The 17,157-nt window shown below is 72.8% G+C and carries 21 protein-coding genes; 13 read left to right on the top strand and 8 right to left on the bottom strand.

Annotation, left to right across the window (positions count from 1 at the left end):
• The first annotated feature begins 13 nt into the window (after positions 1-13).
• Positions 14-1,438 (top strand): DHA2 family efflux MFS transporter permease subunit, encoded by a 1,425-nt coding sequence (locus ACZ5D2_RS29615; protein ID WP_331733061.1) that lies wholly within the window; start codon positions 14-16, stop codon positions 1,436-1,438.
• 11 nt (positions 1,439-1,449) lie between these two features.
• Positions 1,450-1,779 carry a chorismate mutase gene (locus ACZ5D2_RS29610; protein WP_331733058.1) on the top strand — a complete coding sequence of 110 codons (330 nt, stop codon included), beginning with the start codon at positions 1,450-1,452 and terminating at the stop codon, positions 1,777-1,779.
• Here ACZ5D2_RS29610 and ACZ5D2_RS29605 read toward each other — a convergent pair.
• The 3 genes from ACZ5D2_RS29605 to ACZ5D2_RS29595 form a co-directional block, all read right to left on the bottom strand.
• On the bottom strand, positions 1,728-2,513 hold the full coding sequence (locus ACZ5D2_RS29605) for an aminotransferase class IV (protein WP_331733056.1): 786 nt from the start codon (positions 2,511-2,513) through the stop codon (positions 1,728-1,730). The two genes, ACZ5D2_RS29610 and ACZ5D2_RS29605, sit on opposite strands and share 52 nt — an antisense overlap.
• A 130-nt stretch (positions 2,514-2,643) precedes the next feature.
• Positions 2,644-3,057, bottom strand: a complete 414-nt coding sequence (locus tag ACZ5D2_RS29600) for a rodlin (protein WP_331733054.1) — start codon at positions 3,055-3,057, stop codon at positions 2,644-2,646.
• 130 nt (positions 3,058-3,187) lie between these two features.
• Positions 3,188-3,661: a DUF3515 family protein gene (locus tag ACZ5D2_RS29595; RefSeq protein ID WP_331733052.1), complete on the bottom strand. Its 474-nt coding sequence runs from the start codon at positions 3,659-3,661 to the stop codon at positions 3,188-3,190.
• Positions 3,662-3,811: 150 nt separating this feature from the next.
• Here ACZ5D2_RS29595 and ACZ5D2_RS29590 point away from each other — a divergent pair, with 150 nt between their 5' ends.
• The 4 genes from ACZ5D2_RS29590 (at position 3,812) to ACZ5D2_RS29575 (ending at position 5,658) form a co-directional block, all read left to right on the top strand.
• The gene (locus tag ACZ5D2_RS29590; protein ID WP_331733050.1) at positions 3,812-4,102 is read left to right on the top strand and encodes a DUF4287 domain-containing protein; all 291 of its coding nucleotides are present in this window, start codon (positions 3,812-3,814) and stop codon (positions 4,100-4,102) included.
• Positions 4,103-4,193: 91 nt separating this feature from the next.
• Positions 4,194-4,604, top strand: coding sequence for a VOC family protein (locus ACZ5D2_RS29585; protein ID WP_331733048.1), 411 nt, complete (start codon positions 4,194-4,196; stop codon positions 4,602-4,604).
• A gap of 62 nt (positions 4,605-4,666) precedes the next feature.
• On the top strand, positions 4,667-5,155 hold the full coding sequence (locus ACZ5D2_RS29580) for a helix-turn-helix domain-containing protein (protein WP_468933510.1): 489 nt from the start codon (positions 4,667-4,669) through the stop codon (positions 5,153-5,155).
• Positions 5,156-5,199: 44 nt separating this feature from the next.
• The gene (locus ACZ5D2_RS29575; protein WP_331733046.1) at positions 5,200-5,658 is read left to right on the top strand and encodes an iron chaperone; all 459 of its coding nucleotides are present in this window, start codon (positions 5,200-5,202) and stop codon (positions 5,656-5,658) included.
• 88 nt (positions 5,659-5,746) lie between these two features.
• Here the strand turns inward: ACZ5D2_RS29575 and ACZ5D2_RS29570 are convergent, their stop codons facing one another.
• Positions 5,747-6,472: a TetR/AcrR family transcriptional regulator gene (locus ACZ5D2_RS29570; RefSeq protein ID WP_331733044.1), complete on the bottom strand. Its 726-nt coding sequence runs from the start codon at positions 6,470-6,472 to the stop codon at positions 5,747-5,749.
• A gap of 138 nt (positions 6,473-6,610) precedes the next feature.
• Between ACZ5D2_RS29570 and ACZ5D2_RS29565 the strand changes: the two genes are divergently transcribed.
• The 5 genes from ACZ5D2_RS29565 to ACZ5D2_RS29545 all read left to right on the top strand — a co-directional run bounded on the left by ACZ5D2_RS29565 (position 6,611) and on the right by ACZ5D2_RS29545 (position 11,225).
• Positions 6,611-7,744, top strand: coding sequence for an FAD-dependent oxidoreductase (locus ACZ5D2_RS29565; protein WP_331733043.1), 1,134 nt, complete (start codon positions 6,611-6,613; stop codon positions 7,742-7,744).
• A 310-nt stretch (positions 7,745-8,054) separates the two neighbouring features.
• Positions 8,055-8,726: a DUF4097 family beta strand repeat-containing protein gene (locus ACZ5D2_RS29560; protein ID WP_331733040.1), complete on the top strand. Its 672-nt coding sequence runs from the start codon at positions 8,055-8,057 to the stop codon at positions 8,724-8,726.
• Between the two features lie 72 nt (positions 8,727-8,798).
• Entirely contained in the window at positions 8,799-9,899 is a 1,101-nt protein-coding gene (locus ACZ5D2_RS29555; RefSeq protein WP_331733038.1) for a serine hydrolase domain-containing protein, read from the top strand.
• Between the two features lie 184 nt (positions 9,900-10,083).
• Entirely contained in the window at positions 10,084-10,926 is an 843-nt protein-coding gene (locus tag ACZ5D2_RS29550; RefSeq protein WP_331733036.1) for a hypothetical protein, read from the top strand.
• 32 nt (positions 10,927-10,958) lie between these two features.
• On the top strand, positions 10,959-11,225 hold the full coding sequence (locus ACZ5D2_RS29545) for a DotH/IcmK family type IV secretion protein (protein WP_331733034.1): 267 nt from the start codon (positions 10,959-10,961) through the stop codon (positions 11,223-11,225).
• Between the two features lie 78 nt (positions 11,226-11,303).
• Here ACZ5D2_RS29545 and ACZ5D2_RS29540 read toward each other — a convergent pair whose 3' ends face one another.
• Positions 11,304-12,587, bottom strand: a complete 1,284-nt coding sequence (locus tag ACZ5D2_RS29540; RefSeq protein ID WP_331733032.1) for a helix-turn-helix transcriptional regulator — start codon at positions 12,585-12,587, stop codon at positions 11,304-11,306.
• A 167-nt stretch (positions 12,588-12,754) separates the two neighbouring features.
• On the opposite strand from ACZ5D2_RS29540, the gene ACZ5D2_RS29535 reads away from it, so the two are divergent.
• On the top strand, positions 12,755-13,009 hold the full coding sequence (locus tag ACZ5D2_RS29535; protein WP_331733030.1) for a hypothetical protein: 255 nt from the start codon (positions 12,755-12,757) through the stop codon (positions 13,007-13,009).
• Positions 13,010-13,510: 501 nt separating this feature from the next.
• On the opposite strand, the gene ACZ5D2_RS29530 is transcribed toward ACZ5D2_RS29535, so the two are convergent.
• From ACZ5D2_RS29530 to lanKC, 3 genes are all read right to left on the bottom strand, one after another.
• Positions 13,511-13,624, bottom strand: coding sequence for a class III lanthipeptide (locus ACZ5D2_RS29530; RefSeq protein ID WP_331733029.1), 114 nt, complete (start codon positions 13,622-13,624; stop codon positions 13,511-13,513).
• A 76-nt stretch (positions 13,625-13,700) separates the two neighbouring features.
• Positions 13,701-13,802 (bottom strand): class III lanthipeptide, encoded by a 102-nt coding sequence (locus tag ACZ5D2_RS29525; RefSeq protein ID WP_331733028.1) that lies wholly within the window; start codon positions 13,800-13,802, stop codon positions 13,701-13,703.
• 59 nt (positions 13,803-13,861) lie between these two features.
• Complete coding sequence (lanKC, locus tag ACZ5D2_RS29520; protein WP_468933490.1) at positions 13,862-16,405, bottom strand: class III lanthionine synthetase LanKC; 2,544 nt, start codon at positions 16,403-16,405, stop codon at positions 13,862-13,864.
• A 239-nt stretch (positions 16,406-16,644) separates the two neighbouring features.
• Here lanKC and ACZ5D2_RS29515 point away from each other — a divergent pair, with 239 nt between their 5' ends.
• Positions 16,645-17,106, top strand: coding sequence for a hypothetical protein (locus ACZ5D2_RS29515; protein ID WP_331733026.1), 462 nt, complete (start codon positions 16,645-16,647; stop codon positions 17,104-17,106).
• Positions 17,107-17,157 lie beyond the last annotated feature (51 nt).

The raw sequence follows: 17,157 nt of genomic DNA, 5'->3' as shown, positions 1-17,157 counted from the left end.
CGGAGACCGCGGCATGACCACGAGCACCGCACCCGCGCCCCGTACCGGCCTCGGCCGCGACGTCTGGAAGGCCGCCACCGTCGTGATCGTCGGAGCGACCATGTCGTTCCTCGACTCGACCATCGTCAACGTCGCGCTCAGCGCCCTCGGCACCGACTTCCGGGCCCCGCTGAGCACGGTCCAATGGGTGGTCACCGCCTACCTCCTGGCGGTGGCCGCCGTCGTCCCGGTCTCCGGCTGGGCCGCCCGCCGCTTCGGCGCCCGCCGCACCTACGTGGCCGCCGTCGTCCTGTTCACCCTCGGCTCCGCACTCTGCGCGGCCGCCCAGGACGCCGGACAGCTCATCGCCTTCCGCGCGGTCCAGGGCCTCGGCGGCGGACTGATCATGCCCGTCGGGCAGATGATCCTGGCCCGCACGGCCGGGCCGAAGAACATGTCCCGGGTCATGGCGACGGTGGGCGTCCCCATCGTGCTGGCCCCGGTCTTCGGCCCGTTCATCGGCGGGCTCCTGCTGCACTACACCGACTGGAGGTGGATCTTCCTGGTCAACCTTCCCGTGGGCGCCGCCGCCGTCCTGTGCGCCCTGTGCCTGCTGCCGTCCGACCGCCCCGAAGCGACCACGCCGCTGGACGTCCCCGGCCTGGCCGCGATCTCCACCGGCATGGCCGTCCTCACCTACGGCCTGGGCAGCACCGACACCGGCTCGCCGACGGTGGCCCTGTCCGCCATCGCCGTCGGCACGTCCCTCCTCGTCCTGTTCACCCTCCGCACCCTGCGCACCCCGCACCCGCTCTTCGACATCCGCCTCTACCGCGACCGGGTCTTCCGCGCCGCGTCCCTCACCACGTTCTTCCTGTCCATGGGCATGTACGCGGGCATGGTCCTGATGCCGCTGTACTTCCAGGACGTACGCCACGAGGACCCGGTCACCACCGGCATGCTCCTCGTGCCGTCGAGCATCGGCGCGGCCGCGGCGACCTGGCTCTCGGGCCGGGCCGCCGAACGCCTCGGCGGCGGCCGCACGGCCCTGGCCGGCGCCTCGCTCAGCCTCGCGGCGGCGGTGCCGTTCGTGTTCGTCGGCGCCGACACCTCCTACGCGCTCATCGGCACGGCCATGTGCGTCTCGGGATTCGGCGCCGGCCTGTCCGTCATGCCCGCCATGACCTCCGCGTTCCGCAGGCTCGACCCGCAGAAGATCGGCGACGCCTCGCCCCAGCTCAGCATCCTGCAACGGCTGGGCGGTTCCGTCGCCACGGCGGTCCTCGTCACCGTCCTGCAGAGCGGCCTCGACGACGCCGACGGCCGCCCGCACGACAAGGCCTCCGCCTTCGCCGTCACCTTCGGCTGGTCGCTGGCCCTGTCGGCGGTGGCCGCGCTGAGCGCCCTCCTGCTCGCCCGCGCCGGGCGCCGCCGCCCCGATCCCGCCTCCACCCACTGAGGGGAACCGTCATGCCCGTCAGCACAGACCCCGCACCCGCGGAGACAACAGCCCTCCTCACCCAGCTCAACGAGGAGGTCCGCCTCCACCAGGTCGACGCACTCGACGACGAGATCATCTCCCTGGTCGCCCAGCGCGTCGCCCTGGTCCACGAGATCCAGCGCGACCGGACCGCCGCCGGCGGCCCCGGCACCCGCCTGTCCCGCGAGACCCAGGTCATCGGCCGCTACGGGAACGGCCTCGGCCGCCCCGGAGTGGACGTGGCCATGATCCTGCTCAACCTCTGCCGCTACCGGGGCAGCGGCACCGCGGCGTCCGCCCAGGCGGCCCGCCACTCCTGAACCCGCGGTGCGGGGCCGACGGCCACGTCGGCCCCCACCCAGCCGGTGACCGGCCGCAGCCCGTGCAACGCGTTGGTCACCCACACCTCGCACCCGTCCAGCTCCGCCGGGCGCACCCGGCGCCGCCGCACCGCGACGCCCAGTTCCCCGGCGCGCCGCACCACCCAGGAGGCCGTCACCCCCGCGAGGACCGGCAGGGCGGGATCGACGACGCACAGGACGTCCCCCTCCCACCACACCAGGCTCGCCGTGGCGGTCTCCAGCACCACCCCGTCGTCGGAGACGAGCAGCGCGTCATCGGCGCCCGCAGCGACGGCCTGCGCCCGCAGGGCCCCGAGCGCCCCCAGGTCCGGCCCCTTGCGCCGCGGTGCCCGCCGGGGGTCCTCGCCCCCGGCCCACAACCGCACCGCGTCCGTCCGCGCGGGCGCCGGCCTCACCCGTACCTGCAACCGTCCGCCGACCAGTTCCACCCGGGGGAACCAGCACCCCCGCCGGGGCAGCGCCGCGACGACGGCCTCCGGGAAGCCCCCGGGCTCCGGCCCGCCCGCCTCGGCGACGGCCGCCGCGAACCGCCGCCAGTGCGCGGGCAGTTCCCGTACCCGGCCCTCCTCGACGAGCCAGGAGTCGGCCGCCGCCAACGCCCCGGCCGCCTCCTCACCCTCGACGAGCCCGTCCGCCCCGTACAGGAGGACCCGCTCCCCGCCCCCACCGGCACCCGCCAACCCCGTTGTCATGACCCGGAGCATAGATCGTCGGGCAGCCCGGCCCCCCACCCCCCGACGCGCCCACGGGGGCACCCCGGGCACGCGGAAGGGCCGGCCGTGGGGGCTCGTGCGGAACCCCACGACCGGCCCTGCCGGTGGATCAGCTGTTGGCGGAGACGTTGCCGGAGAGGACCGGGATGTTGTCCAGGATGTGCGAGAGCGGCTCGTCGCCCTTGGCCTGGGTGGAGTTCTCGGTGCACTGCTGGTTCTGCGGGTTGGACAGGACGTTGATGTCCTGGACGCCGACGTTGGCGAGGAGCGCGAGCAGGGACTGGGCGTTGACCTTGACCGGCAGAGCGACACAGGGCTTGTTCAGGGTGCCCTGGATGGCGCTGAGCTGCGGGCTCATGTCACCGGCGGTCTTCTGGTTGCCGTAGATCTGGGAAGCGCCGTTGCCGTTGACGGTGTTGATCCCGTTGTCGTTGCCGATGGCCATGGCAGGCGCGGCAGCGGCAGCGCCCGCGCCGATCGCGGCGGCGGTGGCTGCTGCGGTGACCATCATCTTCTTCAGCATTCTCAAGCAATCCTTCGCTAGAGCGGAAACGGGCCCCTGTTGGGCAAGTCGACCTTCTAACGCCGGCGTGCCACCGCCCGTGGCGGTCTGTCACCCGAATGCGCGCGCTCCGCCCCTCCGCGGCGCCCCCTCACGTGTCGCTCAGCGCCAGGCACTTGGAGTTCTGCGGGAAGCCCCGTACCCCTTTGTTGACCGCGATCAGGGCGTCACCCGCCGACCGGGAACCCCCGGCGAACACGACCTCGACGGCCGGCTCGCGCCCGTAGGTGGTGAACGCCCACACCCCGCCGCGCCCGGCCCGCCCGTCGTCGAGCACCCAGTCCACACCGTCGACGTTCACACAGGTGTCCACGGTCGGCCCGAGGGGCCGCACACCGCACCGCAGCACGATGGACCCGCCACCCCACCCGGCGGCCCCCACGCCGTCGACCGCGTCACGGCCCTGCCCGAGGAGGGTCCCCGGCAGGCCCGCGACCACGCCCGCGCACGGGGCGCCGTGCGCGAACGGCCCGGCCGGCACGTCGTAGTCGGTCAGGGTCCCCACCACGGCGGCGCCGACCGCCACGACCGCGACCGCGCACACCACCGCGTTCCGCCCACGCACCACCACGTTCCCGCCCCCCCGTCGGCGCTCCGTCGAGCCGCCTCCCCCCCACCCTAGGCAGCGCCGAAAATCCATCGCCCACCGACCGATGAGTTTCGCTCCCGGCCCCGGTCCACACTCCGTAACGTCCCTCCACCCGAAGGAAATCCCATGTCGTTCCAGGCCTACCTCGACACCATCGAGACCAAGACGGGCCTCACGCCCCGCGCCTTCATCGCCCTCGCCCACGAGCGCGGCTACGACGACCCGTCCACCAAGGCGGGAACGGTCCTCGCCTGGCTCAAGGAGGACCACGGCCTGGGCCGCGGACACGGCATGGCGCTGGTCCACGTCATCAAGAACGGCCCGAAGATCGACGCCAAGCACGTCGGAAGCACCGGCGTCCACCGCGACGAATCCGACACCCTCTGGCTGGACGGCAAGGCCACCCGCCCCGCCTGAGCCCCGGCCGGTCAGGGACGCCGCGGCCCGTGTCACGACCGATCAGGAATCGAGAAGCACGGGCCGCCCCACCACCCCTAGCCTGACCGTCATGAACCTCACCATCCACACCAGCGCCCTCCCGCACGACGACCCGGACGCCTCCCTCGTCTTCTACCGCGACGTCCTCGGCTTCGAGGTCCGCAGCGACGTCGGACAGGGCAAGATGCGCTGGATCACCGTCGGCCCCAAGGGGCAGCCCGGCACGTCCATCCTCCTCGCGCCGCCCGCCGCCGACCCCGGGATCACCGAGGACGAGCGCCGCACCATCGCCGAGATGATGGCCAAGGGCACCTACGGCTGGATCCTCCTGGCCACCCCGGACCTCGACGCCGTCTTCGACAAGGTCCAGGCCTGCGACGCCGAGGTCGTCCAGGAGCCGACCGAGCAGCCCTACGGCATCCGCGACTGCGCCTTCCGCGACCCCGCGGGCAACCTGATCCGCATCCAGCAACTGCGCTGAGCCGTACGGCCCCCGACGACAGGAGTCCTCCCGTGTGCCACCCCGCATGGGGCCGCGCCCGCATGGCGGCGCAGCGCCTGAACGACCTCGCCCGACTGCGCCGCGTACGCGACCGGATCGACCGGGAGTACGCCCGGCCGCTGGACGTCGAGGCCCTCGCCCGCGGCGCGGGCCTCCCCGCCGGGCACCTCAGCCGCCGGTTCCGGCTCGCGTACGGCCAGTCCCCGTACGCCTACCTCATGACCCGCCGCGTCGAACGCGCCACGGCCCTGCTGCGCCACGGCGGCCTCGGCGTCACCGAGGTCCGCTCCGCGGTCGGCTGCACCTCGGCGTCCACCTTCGGCACCCGCTTCACCGAACTGGTCGGCATGTCCCCCGACACCTACCGCCGCCTCGCCGCCGACACCCGGGCGGGGCTCCCGCCGTGCGGGCAGGAGCGCGCGGCCGAACCGGTCAGGAATCGAGCAGCAGCCCTCCCGCAGCCTCAACCCTTCACCGACCCGGAGGGCTTCGACCGGGAAACCGTCCCACCGTCCGACGTCCTGTCCTGACACCCACCCGCACCACGCCCACACCACACCCGGGGGAGTCCGCCATGGCCGGCACCGAGAACACCACCACCACCTACGAGGGATTCACCGCTGAGGAACGGGCCGCGATGAGGGACCACGGCCGCGAACTGAAGCAGGAGGCGCGCCGCAGGTCGAGCGCGGACAAGGCGGCCGAAGCCGAGCGGGACGTGCTCGCGAAGATCGCCGAGATGCGGGACCCGGACCGGATCATGGCCGAGCGCGTCCACGCCGTCGTCACGGCCACCGCCCCGGCGCTCGCCCCGAAGCTCTGGTACGGCATGCCCGCCTACGCGCTGGACGGCAAGATCGTCTGCTTCTTCCAGAGCGCCGAGAAGTTCAAGGCACGCTACGCCACCCTCGGGTTCAGCGACCTCGCGAAGCTGGACGACGGCACCATGTGGCCGGCCGCCTTCGCCCTGACCGAGGTGACGCCCGAGGTGGAGAACCGCATCGCCGCCCTCGTCGAGCGGTCGCTGCACTGACCGGCCCAAACCGTCCCACCCCGCGCCGTCGGTCCGAACGGGCCACCGGCGCGGGCGTGGGGCGAGCGGGCGAAGCCTTCGGTCCGGGCTAGGCCGGAGCCGGAGCCGCCAGGCCGGTCAGGACGACGTCCAGGCCGGCGACGAACATCGCGGCGGGTTCCTGGTCCGCGCCACGGGTCACGAGGTGGGCGAGGGCGGGGTACCGGCCGGTGGCGATGAGGCGCCGGAGGTAGGGGCCGGACGCGGCCTGCCACTGGCGTTCCGTCTGGCCGCTCTCGCGTTCCACGCGCAGTTCGACGATTTCGTGGCGGACCGCGCCGAGTACGTAGCCGTTCACCGCCTGCAGGGCGCGCATCAGGGCGTTCGGGTCGTCCTCGTCGATGCCCGGGGCGCGGCGCAGGGCGGCCAGGATCGCCTCCAGGTAACCGAGGGCCGCGGGGCCGAACTGCGGGCGGCCGCCGAGGAGGTCGGCGAACCACTCGTGGCGCAGTGCCGCGCCGCGCAGGCCGTGGGTGAGCGCCCGTACACGTGCCTCCCACCCCGCCTCGTCCCCCTCGCCCTCCTCCTCGGAATCGGGCAGGGGGATCTCGGCGTACACCGCGTCGACCATCAGGTCGAGGAGTTCCTCCTTGGTGTCCACGTAGCGGTAGAGCCGCATCGGGCCGGCGTCCAGCGCGGCGGCGACCTTGCGCAGCGAGACCGCCGGCAGTCCGTCGCCGTCGGCCAGCCCGATCGCGGCCCGCACGATGCGGTCGCGGCTCAGCGGGCTGAGCGAAGACCGTGCGGCCGGCTCGGGCCGTTCCCAGATGAGCACGGGCTCCCTGCCTCTCCTCGGATCCTCGGGTTCGCGTACCCCTGAGTCGATACAGTGTATCGATATCTCTCCGATACGGTGTATCGTCACAATACGGCGTATCGAAATCGGATCCGATCCCGAACGAGGGGCACACCCATGTCACGCATCGCCATCATCGGAGCCGGACCCGGCGGCCTGCTCCTGGCCCGCGTCCTCCACCTGCACGGCATCGAGTCGGTCGTGTACGAGCGCGACGCGTCGCCGACCGCCCGCACCCAGGGCGGCATGCTCGACCTGCACGCCGACACCGGCCAGCGTGCGCTGCGCGAGGCCGGACTGGAGGCGGAGTTCCTGTCCATGGCCCGGCGCGAGGGCCAGGACCACCGCCTGCTCGACCACACCGGGACGGTCCTGCTGCGGCAGGACACCCCCGACGACGCCCCGCTGGACCGCCCCGAGGTCGACCGCGCGGACCTGCGCGCCACCCTCCTCGGCTCGCTGCCGCCCGGCGCCGTCGCCTGGGGCCACGGCCTGGAGCGGGCCGAGCCGCTGCCCGGGGGCCGCCACCGCCTGCACTTCACCGGCGGCCGGACCGCCGAATGCGAGCTGCTCGTCGGGGCGGACGGTGCCTACTCCCGTGTGCGCCCCCTCGTCACCGACGCCCGGCCCACCCCGCTCGGCGCCCACGTCGTCGAACTGGGCATACCCGACCTCGTCCGCACCCGGCCCGACCTCGGCGCCCTGGTGGGACGCGGCAACTACTGGGCCTTCGGCCCGCGCCGCTCGCTGTCCGCCCAGCTCAACGGCGACGGCCGGCTGCGCGTCTACCTGACCTTCCACGGCCCCGAGGACTGGCCCGCCACCTGTGGCATCCCCTTCGACGACCCGGTCCGAGCCCGCCCCCGGCTGCGCGAGCGGTTCGCCGACTGGGCGCCGGAGTTCACCGACCTGATCGACGCGTGCGACCAGACGCTCACGATCCGCTCCCTGTCCACCCTGCCGGTCGGGCTGACCTGGCCCCACGTACCGGGCGTCACCCTCCTGGGCGACGCCGCCCACCTGATGCCGCCGGCCGGAGAGGGCGCCAACGCGGCCCTCCTCGACGGGGCCGAACTCGGCCTCGCCCTCGCCGCCGACCCGCATGCCCCCGATACGGCCGCGCACCACTACGAGCGGGCCATGTTCCCCCGCGCGCGGGAGGCCGCCCGCCACTCCGCCCGCATCCACGAGATCCTGATGTCCCCCGACGCCGCGCGGCGCCTGGTGGCGATCCTCCAGCCCGCGCAATAGGAGGGCCAGGACACGGCGATGCGCCACCTCCCGCGCCCGAGGGCGTAGTGCACCACAGAGCGGGCCCGTCCCCGCGGCCGTCGAGCCGCGCAGACGGGCCCGCAGTGCGTTCCGCATGCCGCCATAGCGTTCACTCTCGATCCATTGCAACGCCCCGGATGACTGATGTTGCATTACGTTCACAGTCGTTGCAACGATTTCACGTCTGTGACATGCGTAAATACGGTTAGCGTGCAACGAATATGTTGCCAATCTCATGAACGCAACGTAGCTTTCCATCATCAGAAACAGCGAGCCGAAGGAAAGCATCATGCAGAAGTTCGACACCACCGCCCCGGTCTCCGTCGTCCTGGACATCCCCGCCGGGCGCATCCGGCTCGTCGCAGCCGACCGGGCCGACACCACCGTCGAGGTCCGGCCCGCCGACGGCTCCAAGAGCCGCGACGTGAAGGCCGCCGAGCGGACCACGGTCGAATACGCCGACGGAGTCCTGCGCATCGGGGCCGCCGAGGCCGACAACCGGTTCCTCGGCAACTCCGGGTCCATCGAGCTCACCGTCCAGCTCCCCGCCGGCTCCCACGTGGAGGCGAAGGCCGCCGCCGCCGAACTCCGCGGCGTCGGACGCCTCGGCGACGTGACCTTCGAGGGCGCCCAGGCCACCGTCGAACTCGACGAGACCGCCGGCGCCCGCCTCACCGTCCAGGCCGGCGACATCACCGTCGGCCGCCTCACCGGCCCCGCCCGGATCGGCACCCAGAAGGGCCACCTCCGCATCACCGAGGCCCACCGCGGCACCGTCGAACTGCGCACCGAGCACGGCGACATCACCGTCGGCGCCGCCCGCGGAACCTCCGCCACCCTCGACGCCGGCACCGCCTACGGCCGCATCCACAACACCCTCGGCAACGCCGACGGCGCCGGCGCCGCCCTCGACATCCGGGCGACGACCTCCTACGGCGACATCACCGCCCGCAGCCTCTGACCCGCGGCCGCGCTCATGACGGTCCCCTCAGTCCAGCCGAAGTCCGCGACACCCTTCAGGGAGCACACCACCATGTCCGTCACCTCCACCGTCCAGGACCGCCCGGAGCTGCGGCAGATCATCCAGGAGATGATCGGCTCCGGTTTCACCGGAGTGCACCTGCGCGTGAACGACCACCGGGGCGAATGGGTCGCCACCGCCGGCGTCGCCGAGCTGGGCGAGAGCGCCCCGCCGCCCGTCGACGGATACTTCCGGGTGGGCAGCGTCACCAAGCCGTTCACCGCCGCCGCCGTGCTCCGGCTCGTGGCGGAGGGCAGGACCGGGCTGGACGACGCGGTCGCCGGCCACCTGCCCGAACTCGGGCTGGACCCGCGGATCACCGTACGGATGCTGCTGCAGCACACCAGCGGCGTCTTCAACTTCACCGGGGAGTACTACGAGGACGGGACGGTCGTGCCCGGCATCCCCTGGCAGGGCCGGGAGTGGGTGGACAACCGGTTCAAGACCCACCTGCCGGAGGAACTGGTACGGCTGGCGCTGTCCAAGCCGGCGCGGTTCGAGCCGGGGACGGACTGGAGCTACTCCAACACCAACTACGTACTGGCCAGGCTGCTGATCGAAAGGGTCACCGGCCGTTCGCTGGCCGAGGAGATGCAGCGGCTCGTACTGGGGCCGCTCGGCCTGTCGGACACCGTGGTACCGGACACCCGGACGGAGGTCCCCGAGCCCCACGCCCACGCCTACTACCGGTACGAGGAGGACGGCGAGCGGAAGACGGTCGACGTCACCCGCCAGAACCCCTCCTGGATCTCCACCGGCGGTGACATGATCTCCACCACCCGGGACCTCCACACCTTCGTCTCCGCACTGATGGGCGGCAGGCTCCTGCCGGCCCCGCTGCTGGCCGAGATGTGCGAGCCGCACCCCAAGGCGGGCTACGGCCTGGGCGTGTTCGTACAGCCGGGCCCGGACGGCGAAGGCACGGTCATCACCCACAACGGCGGCATCGCGGGTCACGCGGCACTGCTGTACAGCACGCCCGACGGCAGCAGGACCCTGACCGCCGCACTGAACTACGTGGACGACGCCGGGCTGTCCCTGGCGGGGCCGGTCCAGCAGGCGACGCAGCGGCTCGTCGAAGCGGTGTTCGGCGCCGAACGGACCGCGGGCTGACGACGCCGAGCCGGCACGCGGCCCCCGGCCGGCGCGGCCGACGGGCCGGACCACACCGGGCCGGACCACACCGGGCCGGACCACACCGGGCCGGACCAACCGGGCCGGACCAACCGGGCCCGTCCTCGGCACGGCACGGCGGGCCTGCCCCGTCCGGAGCCGCCCGCGGGGCTACGCTCGGGCCGTGGGACAGCCCGAGCAGCGCGCCGAAGGCGCGGGACCCTTCACCACCCGGCTCACCTGGCACCGCCCCGAAGGGGGAACGGTGGTGTGGGAGTCGCGGGTCGCGCGCAGGCGCGGTGCGCTGTCGGTCCGCGGCCCGGGAGACTCGCTCACCCTGTCCCCGGCGGCCGACGCCGAAGCCCTCGGCCGTCTGCGCAGGCTCAACGCCGTCGCCTCGGGCGCCTTCGTCATCGGCGGAGCGCTCTTCGCCCTCGGCGCCGCCGTGGCCCAGTTCGGCTCGGGCGACCCGCTGGAGAGCGCCGCGGTCTACTTCGCGGGCGGACTGTTCTTCAACACCGGCGGCTACACCTCGCTCCTGCAGGTACTGAACGCGCCCCGGCACACCCACGGGGGCGGGCCACTGGTCACGGCCGGCTGGAGGTGGTGGGGGTACGAGCCGATGCGCGTGGCCTGGCTGAGCGCCTTCGTGCTGTTCGTCGGGACGCTCGTGTTCGGCGTCAACCTGTTGGACTCCTTCCTGCAAGGGCTCACCGTTCAGCAGACCAACCGGCTGATCTGGACCCCCGACGTGGTCGGATGCGTGCTGTTCCTGGTCTCGGGGCACCTCGCGTTCGTCGAGATCTGCCACCGGGCCCGGCCGTGCCTGCGCTCGCGCAGCCTCGGCTGGTGGGTCGTCGCGGTGAACCAGCTCGGGTCGGTGCTCTTCATGGTCTCCGCGCTGGCCGCCTTCACCCGGCCCGCCACCGGAAGCCTGATCAACGCCGACATCGCCAACTGGGGCACGCTCACCGGCGCGTTGTGCTTCTCGATCGGCGGCGTGCTCCAGGCCTTCGAACGACCGTAGCCGCCGGCCGGCTCCGGACGTAGGCTTCCCGGATGGCCCGACACGTCACGCTGCTGAACGTCCTGGAGGGAGTGGTCCCGAGGCGGGCCGTGGAGCTCGAAGTGCGCGGAGGCCCGGTGCGGGCCTGGCTCTTCGACCACCGCGTCTACCTCCGGACGCGCCTCACCGTCATCTTTCCGGCCTGGACCGCGACGGTGTCCGCTCCCGACGGGACGAAGGCGTACGAGATGCCGAGAACGCCCCTTCTCCTGGGCTCCGTGGACGGGCGGACGGTCCGGCTGGAGATCGAAGGCCTCTGAGAGGTGGCCGTCGGCGGTGCTGCCACCCCCGGCCCCCGTGGGCGGGCACGGGGGATTTCGTGACGGGACCGTGTTTCGTCACGCTCCGGCGGCGGGCCCGCCGTCCCCGGCCCCCGGCTTGCGGCGGGCCCGGTAGGCCCGCGACCGGCAGGCGGCCGAGCAGTGGCGGGCCGGCCGGCCCGGCGCCGGGCGGCGGCCCCCCGTCGCGGGGAGCCCCACACCGCAGCCGGGACAGCGGGAGGGACCGTCGGCACCGGCCACCACCGGCTCCGGCCCCCGCGCCGGCTCCGGATGCGGGGCGGACGCCATGCCGGTGCCCGGGACCGCGCCGGGCTCCTCCTGTTCCGGCGACGGCCCGCGCGTCTCCGTCAGACCCTGCCGTTCGGCGATCACCCCGGCCTGGAAGCGGCTGTGCGCCCCCAGCCCGAGCAGCAGCTCCGAGACGTGCCGGCGGCAGGTCCGCAGCGATATGCCCAGACGGCGCGCGATCGAGTCGTCCTTCAGGCCCTTGGCCAGGAGCGCCAGGATGCTCTGCTTGACCGTCTCCGAGATGTCGTGCGCTGCCTGCGGGCCCGTCGCGAACGGCGTCGCGTACTCCCAGTCCCGCTGGAAGACGTCCAGGAGGTAGCCGAGCAGGTCCGGCTCCCGGATCAGCAGCGCCCCGCCGGACCGGGACGGCAGGAAGCCCAGCTCCCCGTCGACGACGATCATCTGCGGCAGCACCTCCGGCAGCGTGCGGATCTCCGCCCCCGCCTCGATCAGCCGCTCCGAGTGCGCCCGTGTCGCCGGGTCGAAGCGGGTGGCGTGCTGGTAGAGGCTGCGCATCCGCACCCCCCGGTCCAACAACGCCAGGTCACGCGGCAGCGCTTCGCGCAGCGCGGCCTCCGGGAAGGAGCCGCCGTGCTTGGACACGAGCACCTCGCCGCGGCAGCCGTCGATGACCTCGGTCAGCAGCTCGCGCACCGCGAACTGGTCGGGCAGGTGGTCGATCGTGCCCTGCGGGAAGGCGTGCTGCCGAGCCTGGAGGTAGACGGGGATGAGCCCGGTGAACGCGTCACGCCGGCGCTGGAGTTCGTCCCTGCGCACCCGCAGTTCCTCCTCGTGCGCACGCAGCGCGGCCTCGGGTCCGCACAGCAGCCGCGCCCCCGCGGCCTGTGGGCTGACGGCCTGCCAGCCGTGGCCGTCGACCCGTACCAGACAGGTGTCGGTGAGCAGGCGCACCGCGAGGCGGCATTCCTCCTCCGTCAGACCGATTTCGCCCGCGGCCCGCGGCAGGTCCGGGGCGCGGAGCCCGCCGTGCACGAGCATCCACCGGTACAGGACGACCGCCGAGTTGTCGACCTCGGGCACGCCCGCTGCCATGCCCGTCTCCACGTGCTTGCCTCCTAAAAGTGCATGGCACACAGATGATCCACTACGGGTCTGCCGATGTCATCCCACGGCTGGCAGAGTCGGGAGCGGCACAAGGGGAACGGCATGACCGGCCGGAGTCCCATCCGTCACACGCCATACGTCACAGAGGAGTTGTCGTGATCAACAAGACCGTACGGGGGATGGCGGTGCTGGCCGCCGCGGGCGTGGTCTGGATGGGCGCCGCGAGCATGAGCACGAGCGCGACCACGACCACGACCACGAGCGCGATGTCGAACACGACGGTGGTTTCGGCCGCGGACGCGCCGACGGAGGGTTCGAGCTCGCACCGCGAAGGCGCCGGCCGGGGCCACGGGTGCATCACCACGACCGCGTGGGGCACAGGTGAGTGCCCGTACACGCGGCTCCACTAGGACCGCCCGGGCGACCGGGTGCGGGGGCGGCGGATACCATCCGCCGCCGGTTGGGTGGACGTGGGCCCGAGCCCGGTGCGGGGGCAGGACATGACGGAACGGCCTGCGGGGCATTGCCCCGCAGGCCGTTCTGATCCGCGAACGGATCGTCACCGCGTCAACTGAAGGGGTGTGTCACCCCCGCGGCTCAGTGGAAGCTGGTGTTGTGGCACTGGAAGCTGGCGCTGCTGATGAGGAGCAGGCCGCCTTCCTCCTCGGCGATCTCCAGCTGCTGGAGGTTGAGGATCGACATGATGGTCTCCTTCTTTCCGTGGTGGTGTGGGCGGGCGGGTGTGTCACCCGTCGCCTAGTGGAAGCTGGTGTTGTGGCACTGGAAGCTGGCGCTGCTGATGAGGAGCAGGCCGCCTTCCTCCTCGGCGATCTCCAGCTGCTGGAGGTTGAGGATGGACATGGTGTTCACCTCCTTTCCGTGTGCGTGTGGCCGGGTACGTCCCCCGTGGCTCAGTGGAAGGCCGGTGTGGTGCAGCACTGGGATCCGAAGCTGGCGCTGCTCATGAGCAGCAGGTCGCCTTCTGCGTTCGTGACCTGCAGTTGCTGGAGGCTGAGGATGGACATGGTGTTCACCTCGATTCCGTGGGCGGAGGTTCCTTGCCGGCCGGGCCGGGCGCTCCCGCCGGAGGCGGGACACGACTCAGGCGGCCGTGCCGTGGCACGCGTAGCTGATGGCGCTGGCGAGCAGGGCGGCGCCCTCCTCCTCGGCGATCTCCAGCTGCTGGAGGTTGAGGATGGACATGTCGTTCACCTCCTTCCGGCGGTAGGGGTTTCGCCGGACCGGGATCGGCCCGGCAAGCTTCAGGCGGCGGTGGCCGGTGCCGGCCCGCCGAGCAGGGGCAGGAGATGGTCGGTGCGACGGTGGGCGCCGTCCATCGCCAGGAGCACTCCCGCCGATCCGGTGGCGAGGTCCATCGACAGCCGGACCAGGTGTCTGCCGGGGAAGGCGAGCCCGTCGCCGTGGGGCACGGCGTGCCGCCACAGATCGCGCCGGTGCCCCTGGAGCGCGAGGTCGTCGTCGGCGCCGTGGCCGACGGCCGTCAGGAAGTACAGCAGTCCGGCGCGGCCGTCGAAGAGACCGGGGAAGACGGTGAACTGGCCGCGTGCCGCGAGCCGGATCGAGGCGAGGGCGTCGGCGAGCCCCTCCCCGGTGCGGTGCTTCAGGAAGGCCGCCAGGGCGAGTCCGATGCCGGTGGATCCGGTGCCGAGGTAGAGCACGGACCGCCAGCCGTCGTCGACCTGCAGGGAGCCGTCGACGTCCACGCACCGCGCGAGGTCGCGGCGCAGTGCCGTCTCGGCGAGGTCGAGGTAACCGGGCTCGCCGGTGCGTTCGTGGAGCCGTACGAGGAACAGCGCGGCTCCGGCCGCCCCGGTCATGAGGCCCGCGCCGGGGTCCTTGACGACCGGGCGGTCGAGGGCGGCCCCGATGCGTTCCGCGATGCGACGGGCCTGGTCGAGGTGGCCGCCGTCCCCGCGCCGGGCATGGAAGCCGAGCGCGGTCAGACCCGTGCCGGGCAGTCCGGTCAGCAGACCGAGGCTCGTCGGTTCGCCGGAGCGGTCGAGTGTCCGGCCCAGGATCTCGGTGGCCTCCCCGTGCCGTCCCAGGAGGTCGAGGACGGTGGCCACCCCGCAGGAGCCGTTGAAGAGGCCGACGGGCGCACGGTCGATGTCCCGCAGCGTCGCGGCGGTGAGCCAGTCGGTCCACGCGGGGTCGACGGCGTGGCCCGTGGCGTGCAGGGCGTACAGGACGCCCGCCGCGCCGTTGGAGAGGTTGGTCCCGCCGCCCTCCCGCGCCCCGTCGGGATCGCCCGGGAAGAGCCGGTCGTCCCGGTCGGGGGTGGCGCAGGCGGTGAGCGCCGCGACGAGCCCCGCCCGGTTCTCCTCCCAGTCCCTGCCGACAGCCCCTGGGCCCGGTGGTGCCGGTGGGGTGGTCCCGGCGATCGCGGCCATGGCGGCGGCGGCTTGGTGGGCGTAGTCGGCCGGCAGGGGGAAGAGCTCGTGGACCCACCGTGCCAGCTGGTCGGGCTTGGCCGGATCCGGGCCGGACAGCGCCGTCAGCGGGACGAACAGGTCCAGGCGCAGGGCGGCCAGGCCGTAGGCGTCGACGTCGGTGCCCGTGACGTGGGCGGGCGCCGCGAACCCCGGCGCGCCCAGCAGACCGGTGCGCTCCTCGCCGATGGGGTGGGCGGCTTCCAGGTCGATGAAGGTGACGCTGTCGTCGGGGCGCACGATGACGTTGTTCGGGTGCAGATCGCCGAAGACGACCCCGGCCCGGTGGACGGCGGCGACCGCCGCGGCGACCCTGTCGAGGACCGCGAGCGCCCAGCCGGTGTACTCCGCGTACGTCTGCGGTGTCGCACCCGGTCGCACCAGCGGCAGGCGCAGCACGCCCGCCTTCGCCAGCGCGTCGCCGTCGATGTACTCCTGGACGAGGAAGTCGTGCTCCCAGTGGGTCTCGTAACCCAGCACACGCGGTACGAGACCGGTCCCGGCCAGCGCGGTGAGCATGCGGTGCTCGTGCCGCAGCCGGGCGACGGCGTCCAGACCCCGCGCGTCCAGCCCGGCCAGGGGCCGCGCCTCCTTCAGCACCACCAGGTCGCCGCTGCCGGTGTCCTTGGCCAGGTAGACCCCGCCCCCGTTGGAGAAGTGCAGCGGCCGCACGATCTCGTAGGGCAGGTCGACGCGGCTGATCACGCTGAACCGTTCGATGCGCTCACGGACGAAGCCGGGCATCGGGGCCCACTGCGGCGGGGTGAACGCCGCCGTCCGCGGATCGACCACCGGCGTACCGTCCGGCCGGACGATCGCCAGCACCGGAGCGTCGCCCCCGTCGTCGGCCCACATCGCGGCGAACGCCCCGTACCGCAGGAACACCGGGCTGCGCTCGCTCCAGCGCAGGTCGGACAGGATGTACGGGCCCCGCTGCCCGTCCAGGGCGTCCGTGAGGTCGTCCAGCAGCGTCTTCAGCTCCGCCTCGTCCGCCGGGTAGACGGCGATGAACTTCCCCGAGGAACCGCGGTGGGCGTACTTGGAGTTGAACGCCGAGAGGAGCCGGCCGCTGCGCAGGTACTTGAAGGCGACGCGGTGGGCGGCGCAGACGGCGGCGGCCCTGTCCAGGACCTCCTGGGCGGCCGGGACATCGGCCGATACGTGGATCTTCCAGCCCTGGTTCGGCAGGGGCCTGCCGAAGAACACCCGCACCCATACATCCGCGTCGTCCTGCACCACGGTGGCGTCGCCCACCTGCGGCGGCGTCCAGCGTTCGTCCTCGTCCGCAAGGCGCTGCGGCACGTCGAAGAACACCGGGTCGGCCAGACAGAAGGCGTACATCTGTTCCAGATTCATCGCTTCCTCCTCCCGGAATCCGCTCCGCCGTCCGCCGGCGGTTCCCGGTGGTGGACGGTCGGTTCGTCGTTCATGGCCACCACTGTGCGGCGGGCCGGTCCTCGTGCGATGGACGGACGCCCATCGCCGGTGATCACAGGACCGACCGCCCGCTCATCACGCGTGGACGGCCACCGCCGACATTCGTTCCAGGCGGTCGCAGGGCCGCACACGTGACGGAACAAGGGAAGAAGCCCCCCATGATCAACTCGCAGCGCTTCCGGCTCGCGCTGGTCGCCCTCGCCGCCTCCGCGGCGGCGCTCACCGCGGTCCCGGCCCAGGCGGCGACACCCGCCCCGGTCCAGGCCCGGACCCAGACCGCGACGACGGTCCAGCTCGCGGACCTGCTGGACTCGCCGATCTCGCCGATGCGCTGCCGCGACGACGGCCAGGGCTGCCCCCCGGTCAAGGAGCCGACGGATTGCGGCGGAACCGCTCCGACCAGCCTCCGGGGGGCGTCACAGCACATGCGGCAGCGGATGGCGGAGCGCAGGGTCTCCTGGGACGACATTCAGACCGTGGTCAGGGTCGGGGCGCCGAACGCCTACTGCCAGGACAACGGGAAGTGGCGCTACGAAGTGGGCCTGAGCGACGGCCGCCTGATCGCGGTCATCGGCTCGCAGGACGCGTGGGGCGTTACCGTCTTCGTGAACAACGAATGACAGTCGCCCGCCCGGACCCGGTCCGGGCGGGCAGCCGCCACGCAGTCAGAT

The sequence above is a fragment of the Streptomyces sp. NPDC031479 genome (assembly GCF_055581065.1).
This window is presented reverse-complemented; position numbering and strand designations above follow the sequence as displayed.